General features: G+C 41.8%; 13 protein-coding genes. 6 read left to right on the top strand and 7 right to left on the bottom strand.

What is annotated here, in order from left to right; genetic code table 11:
* Positions 1–68: 68 nt before the first annotated feature.
* The 6 genes from ABGU93_RS05625 to ABGU93_RS05600 form a co-directional block, all read right to left on the bottom strand.
* A complete protein-coding gene (locus ABGU93_RS05625; RefSeq protein ID WP_347412506.1) occupies positions 69–647 on the bottom strand; it encodes a sigma-70 family RNA polymerase sigma factor in 579 nt (192 codons plus the stop codon).
* 138 nt (positions 648–785) lie between these two features.
* Positions 786–1010: a DUF2922 domain-containing protein gene (locus tag ABGU93_RS05620; RefSeq protein WP_347412505.1), complete on the bottom strand. Its 225-nt coding sequence runs from the start codon at positions 1008–1010 to the stop codon at positions 786–788.
* A gap of 37 nt (positions 1011–1047) precedes the next feature.
* Positions 1048–1272, bottom strand: a complete 225-nt coding sequence (locus tag ABGU93_RS05615) for a DUF1659 domain-containing protein (RefSeq protein WP_347412504.1) — start codon at positions 1270–1272, stop codon at positions 1048–1050.
* A gap of 82 nt (positions 1273–1354) precedes the next feature.
* The gene (locus tag ABGU93_RS05610; RefSeq protein ID WP_347412503.1) at positions 1355–1708 is read right to left on the bottom strand and encodes a D-Ala-D-Ala carboxypeptidase family metallohydrolase; all 354 of its coding nucleotides are present in this window, start codon (positions 1706–1708) and stop codon (positions 1355–1357) included.
* Complete coding sequence (locus tag ABGU93_RS05605; protein ID WP_347412502.1) at positions 1709–2107, bottom strand: phage holin family protein; 399 nt, start codon at positions 2105–2107, stop codon at positions 1709–1711.
* A gap of 156 nt (positions 2108–2263) precedes the next feature.
* Positions 2264–3319, bottom strand: a complete 1056-nt coding sequence (locus ABGU93_RS05600; protein ID WP_347412501.1) for a PocR ligand-binding domain-containing protein — start codon at positions 3317–3319, stop codon at positions 2264–2266.
* 499 nt (positions 3320–3818) lie between these two features.
* Between ABGU93_RS05600 and ABGU93_RS05595 the strand changes: the two genes are divergently transcribed.
* The 3 genes from ABGU93_RS05595 (at position 3819) to ABGU93_RS05585 (ending at position 8866) form a co-directional block, all read left to right on the top strand.
* The gene (locus ABGU93_RS05595; protein WP_347412500.1) at positions 3819–4409 is read left to right on the top strand and encodes an RNA polymerase sigma factor; all 591 of its coding nucleotides are present in this window, start codon (positions 3819–3821) and stop codon (positions 4407–4409) included.
* Positions 4409–5551, top strand: a complete 1143-nt coding sequence (locus ABGU93_RS05590; protein WP_347412499.1) for a hypothetical protein — start codon at positions 4409–4411, stop codon at positions 5549–5551. The genes ABGU93_RS05595 and ABGU93_RS05590 overlap by 1 nt, the downstream gene beginning before the upstream one ends.
* A gap of 720 nt (positions 5552–6271) precedes the next feature.
* Positions 6272–8866, top strand: coding sequence for an Ig-like domain-containing protein (locus ABGU93_RS05585; protein WP_347412498.1), 2595 nt, complete (start codon positions 6272–6274; stop codon positions 8864–8866).
* Positions 8867–9062: 196 nt separating this feature from the next.
* Here ABGU93_RS05585 and ABGU93_RS05580 read toward each other — a convergent pair whose 3' ends face one another.
* Complete coding sequence (locus ABGU93_RS05580) at positions 9063–9302, bottom strand: hypothetical protein (RefSeq protein ID WP_347412497.1); 240 nt, start codon at positions 9300–9302, stop codon at positions 9063–9065.
* A gap of 475 nt (positions 9303–9777) precedes the next feature.
* Here ABGU93_RS05580 and ABGU93_RS05575 point away from each other — a divergent pair, with 475 nt between their 5' ends.
* The 3 genes from ABGU93_RS05575 (at position 9778) to ABGU93_RS05565 (ending at position 11822) form a co-directional block, all read left to right on the top strand.
* Positions 9778–10794, top strand: coding sequence for a transposase (locus ABGU93_RS05575; RefSeq protein WP_347412496.1), 1017 nt, complete (start codon positions 9778–9780; stop codon positions 10792–10794).
* Between the two features lie 72 nt (positions 10795–10866).
* Positions 10867–11625 (top strand): transposase, encoded by a 759-nt coding sequence (locus tag ABGU93_RS05570; RefSeq protein ID WP_347412495.1) that lies wholly within the window; start codon positions 10867–10869, stop codon positions 11623–11625.
* A gap of 41 nt (positions 11626–11666) precedes the next feature.
* Positions 11667–11822 carry a hypothetical protein gene (locus ABGU93_RS05565; protein ID WP_347412494.1) on the top strand — a complete coding sequence of 52 codons (156 nt, stop codon included), beginning with the start codon at positions 11667–11669 and terminating at the stop codon, positions 11820–11822.
* Positions 11823–11869: the final 47 nt, after the last annotated feature.

Genomic DNA, 11869 nt, shown 5'->3' with positions numbered 1-11869 from the left:
TTGTGTCAACCAAATTAGTTTCAATAGAAGACACAAAAGAACCGTCCCCTTGTGCGCTGGCCCTTTTATTAATTAACCAGATCCAATCCAAAATACTTGCGCAAATCAGCAATCGCCCGGCGATGTAGTTTGACCAGGCTGTTGGAGCTGACCCCAATGCTGGCCGCAATTTCCCGGAAACTGCGGTTTTTAAGGTAATGTTCATCAATAATCCAGCGCTGTCGTTCGCGGAGACGGGGCAGGTACATCTGCAACGCCGACAGGTCCTCAGCCCGGACGTAATCACCCTCGATATCAGTCGTATCGGCCAGAGTATCCAGTAGTGAAAACGCTTCGCCATCGTTAGTTGAAAGATCCAGCGAGGTGAAGTTCTGATGAACCTTGGCCACATTGACAAAATAATAAAATAGTTCTTTCTTCAAATAGCCGGAAAAGGGAACACCGAGATTTTCATTATAAGCTTCCACCGAGTTAAGCAGAACAATGGCGGCCTCACTCAAATAGTCATCAACCGCATCCGTCTGATAAATATAACGGCGGATCATCGCCAGCATCAACGGCCGAAAGCTCTCAATCAACGCCAATTGACAGCGGGGATCCCTTTGCTGGGCACCCCGAACCAAAAGAATCATTTCATTATTTTCCATATTGTCACCTCTTTCAATAAAATAGAACATCAGTTCTTTTGTTTATTATACATCATTCAAATTCAATTATCAACAGTTTTCCGAACAAACGTTTGATTAGGGTATAAAAAAAGCGGGGGTCAACCCCCGCCTCATCATCTACACCGTCATCTCAAAATCCTGGGTTGTGGTGCTGATCAGCTTGCCGCTGACCTTTTTCACCAGCTCGACATTGTCAGGTGCAAACACATTACGGGCCAGGATATTATCCATCGCCGTGTTGAGTTCCGCCTGAGTCACAGCCGGATCAGCATCCGATACCGAAATAGTCGCGTTTTTACCATCAGCCCGTTGAAAGACCATGGCTGCTTTAATTTCTGCCATATTTTTTTACCTCCTTCTTTAATATTTTGGCGGTGTACTAGACACCGGGAATCAATAGGGTGGTTTCAATTTTGAATACTTCTTCCATGGCAGGAGCCTGCAAACCTGCAAGCGCTTCAGCCACAGCATAAATATCATCATTGACGGCAGTTGCTTTCAGATTTGCATAAGTCTTGGACTTAGTCACTTCTTTACCATCCACCATCCCATAGTTCGAACGAACCTGCAGTTTATTGCTAATAAAATCAGTTGTTACTGGCATTGTGTGTACCTCCTTTCATCGGTTATACTTATAAATGGAACATTTGGGAAAAAGGTGCCATAAAAAATAATAGGGTGCGCAGCTAAATCTCCAAATGGCAAAACCCTTCATCCTCATACACAATCACCCCCAGCCCGGCGGCGGTGGCCACATCGGCCAGCTCATAAACCGAGAATCCCGGGGCATAGCAGTCCGCCGCGTCACCCACCAGATGGCGGGAATGGGGAATACCGCCGACCTCCTCATTCCGGATTGGACAGCGGACCCCGGAGGTCACAATAATGGGCGAATCCAGAAACATCCGGACGGCCTCCATCCGCCCCACCAGTTCCCGGTTCATTTCTGCCGGAAACCCGTCACAATAACTTCCCTCACAACAGCAAACAAACTCCTGCCGGTTAAAATGCGCCGTAAGCTGTTCATCATTCATACACATCTAATTCTCCTCTCTTAACTGCTCCAGCACCTGCTTCAGCTTGGCTGGAATCGGAAAACCCAGACTCCCCAGATTTTCGGTAATACTGATCCCTTCATTGGCCGCATAAAAGAAAATCACCGCCGTCCGCAGGGTGGCTCCACCACCCAGCAGATTCTGATCCAGCAGGTGGCCCATCGCCACCATTACAAAGATCAGCATTTTCTTCATAATCCCCACAAAGCCAATTTCACTGGATACCTGCCGCCGGGCCACCGCCAGACTCAGACCCGTTAGGTAATCAATCAGAATAAAGCCAACCAGAGTATACAAATACCCGTCAAACCCACCCAGTAGAAAACCCAACACCGATCCCAGCACCGCAAAGACCCGCGGCAAACCATCTAAAATCATCTTCATCGCATTACTCAATCTCCTTTCAAAAAAATAGTTTCACACCATTTAAATGGAAAAGAAACAAAAAAGATGCCAAAAGATAGGGCGTCCCCATGTCATGCCCGGGCATCGCAGTATTTCAGACATAAAAAAAAGGCGGGTTCTCCCGCCTTATCAAACTTAGTAAAGATTGGCTCTAAGATTATTAATCTCAACCTTCAGTTTATCTGAGATTTGGTTGAGCAAAGCCAGTTTTTCATTGATTTCGCTCATGGCAGCCTGATGCTCACCAATGATCTTGTAGGATTTGGCCGCCTGAGATTCCACCGAGTTCATGCTCACGACAATGCTGTCAAGAATGCTCTCAATTTTCTTGGCTGAGTCCACACTCATTACCGCCAGCTTGCGGACCTCATCCGCAACTACGTTAAAGCCCCGACCAAATTCGCCAGCTCGGGTGGCTTCAATGGCCGCATTGAGTCCCAGCAGATTAGTCTGGGTGGCAACGTCCCGAATAAATTTGAGAATGGAATCTGTTTCCTTGACCTTATTCTTGGAAATGGTGGAAGATTCCAACAGTTCGTCCGAAGCCTTGATCAATTGCTCAATCTGAATCGAGAAATTATTGACAACATCCGTTACGATGCCGATATTTTCAAACATATTCTCCGAAATATCCTGGAAGTTTTCTGTTTCATGAACCAGCAAGCGGTTGTGGTGACCCATTTTTGAAATCGAGTTGGCAAAAACATAAAGCATATCCGCCGCCGCATTGATCTTTTCCCGGGGCACAACGGTTATTTTCCGTAAGGCTGCAATGTATTCATCTTCATCAACGCCAATTTCCCGGGCGATTCTGCGGAACTTGTCCTCATCTGGCGGCGCATCCAGCACCTGGCCACCAAGAATAGCGCCAATCTGCTGACCATCGACAATGATCGGGGCGGCAAAATCCACCAGTCCAGCATGACAGGAATAAACCGCTGGTTTACCGGTGTTTCCAGATTTCTTGCCACCGTCGATATCACAGGCGATACAACGTTTATTACCCTCGGTGGATCCGCGGGTGTATTTCATACAAAAGTCTGTAAAATTACTGGGCTCGGTAATGGTTCCCTTGACGTTATCAACTGAAACACTGGCCATCCCCAAAGCTTTTGCAAAACTATCCTGAAATTGCTGCAAGACATGTAAATCAATGAGTTCATCGACGGTGTAGCTTAATTTCTTTTCCATATTAAATATTCCTCCAAAAATAAATTATCCCAAGACATCGTGTTCTATCGTTGATATCGTGTACATAAAAACCTGATATAGATTATATTCCCATAATAGCTACATTCTATCACGTCAATAAAAAAAAGTCACCTATAAACCTTGGCCCCCCGGAGATAAAAATTCATCCTTATCTTAAATCTTAATAAACAATTAAACCACCAATTTGACAGCTCCCTTATGTTATAATAATAAAGAAGAAAACCGCCCAAAATAAAAAAAAGCTAAAAATAATCCGGCACAGCAGATGCCACACCTTGCCATTTGCTGAAAAATAGACGATAATAGAGTGCGCACCAGAAGTAGGGGGTGACATGGGGACGTTACGTGTGTCGTCCCATGGGATGACATCCGTCGCGTCCCCATGTCACACCCGGGCATCTCTGTGAAAATAAAAAATAAAAACTATGCAATAAAACGTTACTATTGAACGTTAATATAATGTTGGGGGTTATACCTGATGAATCTATTCCTGAGTATGGTGGTACTGAATAACGCTGGCAGCGAGGAAAAACAAAAACTGAATATCGATGAAGCCATATTTACCCGGATTGCCGAAAACGATATGGCTGCATTTGAAGAATTTTACCGCCTGACGGAACGAACCGTCTATGCGTTTGTTTTATCTACCGTCAAGAATCATGATGACGCGCTGGATGTCGTTCAGGATACCTATTTAAAGATCCGGGCGGCCGCTCATCTCTACCAACCCATGGGCAAACCGATGGCCTGGGTTTTTACCATTGCCCGGAATCTGTCAATCAGCAAAATCAGAATCAGACAGAAAAACGACAGCATCGAAATCACCGATATGGAAAATGACTTAAATTTTTCCTACGTCAGTGATCAGGAAGACCAACTGGTACTCCAGACTGCCCTCAAAATCCTCAGCAGCGAAGAAACCGAAATTATCCTTTTACATGCTATTTCCGGCTTTACCCACCGGGAAATCGCCAAAAGTCTGGATATGAAATTATCCACCGTTTTGTCTAAATATCATCGGGGACTAAAAAAATTGAAAAAATATCTCATCGAACAGGAGGTGTTATAATGAGCTATCATAAAAAATTGAATATAGAAGCCTCGCTGGCCCGGAGTATCAGCCAGGCTCCCAGTCTGGACTTTGAAAAACTGGCAGCCATGCCGGTTGTCAAAATGACTGAGCACGACTACATTACCAGGCAGAAGACACCAGGTCCTAAGCATGCAAAGATGCCGCGATACTTTAAACCCATCTCCGCAGCCGTGGCCGGATGTCTGGTGATGCTATTCTGTGTATCCACCTGGTTTGTGGAATTTAATACCCCCGAGAGTATTATTGCCCTGGACGCCAACCAGAGCGTGGAGATTGTCACCAACAAGCACAAACAGATCCTTTCGGTCAAAGCCTATGATCAGGATGTTCAGCAGTTGCTTGATGAGGAAAACTTCAGCCAGTCCAACCTGGAAGACTCAGTCGGCGTGATCGTCACCACCATGATTAAAAACGGCTATCTCGATGGGGATAGCAGTGTGGTCATGGTGACCGTCGAAAATCAGAGCACGGCCAAAGCCGATAATCTGGCAACATCCCTGAATCAGGTGATTAAAGACAGCGCCACCGCCGAAAACGTCGCGGCGACCGTCGTGCGGCAATCCGTTACTCCGGATAGCCAGACCGTGACTGAAGCCGAACAATACAATGTTTCCACCGGTAAACTTAACGTCATGAAAGAACTGATTGTCGCCGACAGCTCGCTGACCATGGAAAGCCTGGCGGCGATGTCACTCACCGATTTACTGGCCGTATCCAAAGAAAAAGCCGTGGATCTCACCAAGGTGATAACCGTGGATGCGCCGGAAAAAGAAACCAAAGACCTGGCCAAACCGGTCACCACCGAGGAAACCCCGGCCGTGACAACACCAGCGACCACCACCGAAACGTCTGGTGATACCAATGGCGCCATGATGGAAACTGAACCAGTCGAACCGGCTGTGATTGAAACCCCGGCCATCCCGGATCAAACAATCACAGAACCCCCAACCCCGGCCGAACCAGAGGTAACTCCGCCGGAAAAAGAAACCGAAGCGATTGACGAAGAGAAAACCCCGCTAAGCGAAGAAAAAACCCCCTTAAGCGAACCCACCCCAATCACCCCGGAAGCTCCAGCCGAAGAAGAAGCAGAACAGCTTCCCGAAGAACCCGCACAATAGGGCGTGACTTGGGGACGTTGCAGGTAGGGTGTGAAAAGGGGACGTTACACCTGTCAGCCCATCGGGATGAAAGGCGAAATGTCCCCGTGTCACGCCCGGGCATCGCAGCAATTCATGTGCGACCAGCCACCCACTAAAAAAAATAAAAAAACTTAAAATCCAATGCAATAAAACCCTCTAGTCAGGCGTTAACCAACCGTAGAGCCAAAAAACCAAAAACGCCAATGTGAAGTTAATCCCGAAAGGAGCTGATCGCTGTCATCGAAGTAAATATATTAAAAGTAAGTTTATCTGCAGAAACGCAGTTGATTTGGCCAGAATTGAAAGCATTGGATACATTGTAAAAATAAAATATTAGAATGTGTCAAAAATGTGAGTAGAAGACATTATTGTTTCGGATTTGAAACGTAAAAATTTCGTTTTTTATTCAAAAAACAACGATATTTATTGCAAAACATCATAAGAAGGTGTAGAATCATACAAGAACGCTCTTTCTAGGTTTACCGTTCAATTGTATTGGCAGACCGGACTTTTCAAACGAAGATGATGATTTGCATAGCTAAAAATTAGGAAGGAGGAAAGAGGGACAGTTCGAACAGTAAATCCAGAACACAAATATGGAGCAAGAATAAGCTCTGGAATTTCTAGGCGACTAGCGTAAGTTATTGCTGGAACTTCCGGATAAAAAAACCCAAAATTTAACAACGGAGGAAACAAAGTATGAAGAAGATTACAGTTAGCATTTTAACAACATTGTTAATGCTTTCCATGGTATTTTCCTCAAGCGTATTCGCTGCTGAAAAAGAAGTATCAGCATGGGAATCGTTTTTAGGTTTATTCAGTGCTAAAACAGCTGCAACAACAGATGTTGGCGTTGAATACCGTGGACACATTCAAAACGTAGGTAACTATCCACTTGATGGTACCTGGATTCAAGGTCCAACAGAATTGGGAACAGAAGGTCAAAGTCTTAGACTTGAAGGCTTCTGGATTCAATTAAACGGTGATGTTCCAGCAGGAGCTCATATCGAATACCAAGTACATGTACAAAATGTTGGCTGGATGGATCCAGTTCAAGATGGTGCATTTGCTGGTACTGAAGGCAAAAGCCAACAAATCGAAGCAATTAAAATTTCTTTAGTTGACGACGAAGGCGTTCAATTAGAAGATTACTCAGTAGTATACACCGGACACGTTCAAAACGTAGGTGATGTTGGACCATTTAAAAATGGCGAACAACTGGGAACAGATGGTCAATTCTTACGATTAGAAGCTATTACAGTTGAAATTGTTAAGAATGCAGCTGACTTAACAGCTTATGAAGCAGCTTTGGCAGCAGTAACGCAAGCTGATTATACAGCAGCTAGCTGGACAGCTTATCAAGCAGTTGTAAATGCTAATGTTGTTGATGAAGATAATCTTCAATCAGAAGTTGATGCAGCAACCGCAAATATTGTCGCTGCTCAGGCTAACTTGGTGTTAGTACCTAAGGTTACTTCTGTAACTGCTATTAACCTTACAACATTAAAAATTGACTTTAATACTACAGTTGATCCAATAACATCTGTGGTTCAAGCAAATTATAAACTTGATGGTACTGCATTAAATGCTACTACCGCACCAAAAGTAGTTTTATCAACTGATGCTAAATCAGTGACTATTACATTAGCAACTGCATTGACTAATAAGACGAATTATGTTATCACAACCAGTGTAGCAGATGCTATCAAATCAACTGGAAATGTGGCTATTAAAGAAGCTGCAACCCTTGTATATGTAAATGACACTACAAAACCAATCGCAACTTTAGTTGGCTACAATAAAGCTGCTAATACATTCACTGTTAATTTTGATGAAACTCTTCAAAATGCAGCTTCAGCTTTAACAGGTGCAACAGTTTCATTAACAAAAGCTGATGGCACTTTTGTAACACCAACATATGCCACAACTTTAGGTACAAATTTTGTATTAGATACTTCAGGTTTAGTTGCAGATACAACTTATACTGTAACAATTGAAGGTGCTAAAGATTTAGCTGGTAATTATTTCGAAGGAAATAAACTTTCTTATACATTCGTAACTTCAGCTACAGAAACTACTAAACCAACTGTAGTTTCTGCAGAAGCAGCTGGTGCTAATTATATTAAAGTAACTTTCTCAGAAAAATTAGGAGTTGTAGGAACACTTAATACTAATGCATTATCTGTTATTACAGAGTTCCCAGCAACACCAGTAAATTATACTGCTACAGTTGATACGACTGGATTAGTATATACAATTAAAGTACCTACCATGACAACAAATACAATAACTGCTTATGCTTTTTCTGGACAGAAAGATTTATCAGGAAATACCATTGATAATGTAACTAAATCTGTTTCATATATCACAGGCACTACTCCTGCTGCAGTATCTTCTGTTACAGCACTTGGTCAAATTGTTACGGTTACATTTGATAAAGCAGTAACAGTTGATTCATCTGGAGCAACTGATTACACAGTGATTTCACCATCTAATGTACAAAGTACAGTAGCTGATAGTACTGTAACAAACGTAAATACAACTGTTTACCCGACTAAAGTACAAATTGACTTGTCATCACTAACCTATGAAAATGGTACATACAAAATTACCTTGCCATCAGGTTTGATCAAAGATGCTGATAACAATACAAAAATATACGAAATTTCAGCTTCTTTAACTGGTGCAGATACAGTTGCTCCAACAGTTGTTAGTGCAACAGTTTCAGGTAATACAATTGCGGTTGTTTATAGTGAATTGATGGGTACATCAGCCATTGAACCTAGTAATTACACAGTAGATGGTGCTAATGTATTCGCAACTGCTTACTACAATGGCACAAAAGATAAGGTTATTTTAACAGTCAAAGATAATGCTTTTGCTACTACAGCATTACGTGAATTTGGTATTCAAAATGTCAAAGATGTAGCGGGCAACGTTATTGCAGAAGCATATAAAGCTGACAAGACATTTAATGACAATACTCAGCCTACCATAGTTTCAGCTACGTTATCTTCAGCAGATTATCAAACTATTACTGTAGTTTATAATAAGGCATTAGACACACAAACCATAACAGGGTACTATAAAGTACTAGTTGGAGGAACTGAAGTAACAGCTACAACACAAACACTTAATGCTGCAACAGGTACAGTGACATTAGTTATTGATACAGCATTAACTGCTACTCAGTTTAACCAAGCTATTACAATAGCTCCATCCTCAACATTTAATCTATTATTCGGTAGCGGACAAAAAGTAACAAATTTCACTACTTTTACAGTAGCGAAATAAAGGACATACAAATACATACGGTGCCTGAATACATGAATACATACGGTGCCTTACGGTGCCTGAATACATGAATACATACGGTGCCTTGTACATACGGTGCCTGTCACTTAACTTATTCAACTTAACTTATTGAGCTGGATGGTTTAGAAACAGAGAATAGAGACGATTCGGGTTCTTCGGGACTCGGGTCGTCTTTTTAATTTTTTGAAGTGGCTGGAAAATCTGGAAAAGTCTGTCTGGAAAAGATTTGGCTGGCGGCTCCGGTTTCCAGCTTTTGTCTGTTTCCAATCAGTTGCGCCAGTTTCCGATCATCCAAACTCACTGAAGAATTTGAATTCTCCAGCCAGTCCCATCTTTTTTGTCCCCAAATTGCCGTCAGTGCCGACAATTGAATATTTCGGTCGAAAAAACCAGCCTGTCCGGAGATTCGTTCCACCGAGTCCGGACAGTGGTTTCAAACGTTTCGGCATGGTGCCAATTGGCTAGTTAATTGTTTTTAGAATCAATTCCGTAAAGTTCACGCATGGAGCGATCATGCTCCTTGTCAATATACTGAATTTCGATGCTGTGTGAATTGTGAACAATCCGATCAAGTATGGCATCGGCGACAGTTGCTTCAGGAAATTTGCTGTACTAGCCGAGTGGGGCAAACTGGGAACAGAAAATCGTGGAAACCTTTTTATGACGGGCGTGGATAATCTCCAGTAAGTCCCTGGCTTCCAGTAAACGGTGCCTGTGAAACCTCCGAAAAACGAAGGCACCTGTAAATCTATACAATAACACGAATAAATATGCTCGCTCTAATCTCACAACGAACTTTATTGATCAACTACCCCAGAATAGCAACTAAAATAGCCAATAACGGGTATAAAGAAATCATGTAAAACGTTGATACAAGGGGGTTTCAGACCATGCTAAAGAAAAATAGACCGCAATTAGATATGTTTGATCATATCATCTTTGAGAAGTTGGTTCCCAAGGATCACCTGTTGGTAAAAATCAATTCAATTATTGATTTTTCATTCATTTATGACCTGGTAAAAGATCAATATAGTCCAATTGGCCGGGGATCCAAAGACCCGGTCATGCTAGTTAAAATTTTTCTGCTGGAATACTTGTATCGACTTTCCGATGTAGAAGTTGTAAAACGAATTCAAACAGATATTGTGTTCCGATGGTTTTTAAATCTGGGCATCAACGACACTGTTCCTGATGATACCACACTCAGTTTCTTTCGCGTTCAGCGTTTGACAGAAGAGCATTTCGAAGCCTTTTTCACTGAAATTGTTAAAAAATGCATTGAAAAAGATCTCATCCGGACAAATCGTTTTATTATTGATTCCACCGATGTGGCTGCCAATATCAATTATCCGTCAATAAAAAAGCTGGCAAGAACTGCTTTCAACAAAGTAATCCAAGCGGTGGCAGAATTCAATGAACCACTGGCAGCTGAAATATCAGCAATGATTGAATCAGAACTGGATCTGACTTATGAAAAATCAGAAAAAGTCAGTTGGCAAAAACATCTCGAGATCACCCAGAAGTATGTGGATATACTTTATATCAAAACTTATGATGAATTACAGACCAATCAGAAATACCTGGAAGCATTTGGTCTGTGTTATGACTTGTTGGATCAATATATCCATAATAAAAAAGATAAGATCGTGAGCATTGTCGATCCGGATGCACGAGTTGCGCATAAATCAAAAGGTACGGTTAAAAAAGGTTACAAAGATCATATTATCATCGACGAAGACAGCGAAATTATCCTGGCATCATCTCAAACGCCATTTAACGTCGGTGATGGGAAAAAGTTACAGGAGCTGCTCCAAAAGGCTGAGACGCAAGTTGGTTTAAAACCAAAAGAACTGTCAGCGGATAAGGCTTATGGCGAAACCGAAAATAGAGCCTTTCTTAAAAAGTGACACGGGGACGTTTCACTTGTCACATTAAGTGAAATATGATATGATTTTTAAAAATGAAGGATGGAGGAAAATATGGCAAGGCAGGCACGAATAAAAAGTAGCACAGGCGTTTATCATGTGATGTTAAAAGGAATAGACAGTCGAAACATATTCATGGATGAAGAAGACAAACTATTCTTTATGGAAAAGCTCATACGGGCTCGGGAATTAGGAGAATTTAAACTCTACGCCTATTGCTTGATGGATAATCATGTGCATTTGCTCCTGAAAGAAGGTGAAGAACTGGGCGTAAGTGTCAAGCGGATAACGGTCGGATATGTCCGATATCATAACCAAAAATATGGGAGAACAGGCCATTTATTTCAAAACCGCTACAACAGTGAACCAGTAGAAGATGAACGGTATTTATTGACAGTCACGCGATATATACATAATAATCCTTTAAAGGCGCATGTAGCAGAATCGCAAGAAAAATATATATGGAGTAGCTATCAAAAATATCTCGATGTATATAAAAATATTTTTAGTTGGGTTGATACTGAGATCGTTCAAAGTTATTTTAAAAATAGTATCGATTTTGAAAAGTTCTCTTGTGAAGAAAATCAGGATGATTGTCTTGATACAAGAACTTTTATAAAATGCACGGATGAGGACATCAAAGAATTGATTAAGGCTAGTAATCACTATTCCAGAATAATGGATTTAACAAAGGCAGAACGAAATGAACGTATCCAGCTAATATACCGAGAAACTGGTGGCAGCATTCGACAATTGAGTAGGGTGCTCGGCATCGGGAAGCGAATTATCGAAAATGCGATAAAAGGACAGTAAGGGACAATCCAGTCGATCAAAAAAATAAATTGAGGTGCATGATGAAAATAAAAAAATGGATCGAAACACCAACGGATTGGCAGAACTGGAAACAATTTTTGATGGAGCATTCAAAAGAAGAACTTTCTGAATTAATAATCAACAGAATGCTAAGAGATCCTGGTTTCAGTAAAGAAATATATCACAAATTAGTGTAAATTTTCACATTATTTCGGACTGGTTTAATCACAATAAAACGGATCGA

The sequence above is a fragment of the Acetobacterium sp. genome (genome assembly GCF_039830195.1).
Lineage (GTDB): Bacteria > Bacillota > Clostridia > Eubacteriales > Eubacteriaceae > Acetobacterium.
The sequence above is the reverse complement of the archived record's forward strand: the minus strand, read 5'-3'. Positions and strand labels throughout refer to the sequence as shown.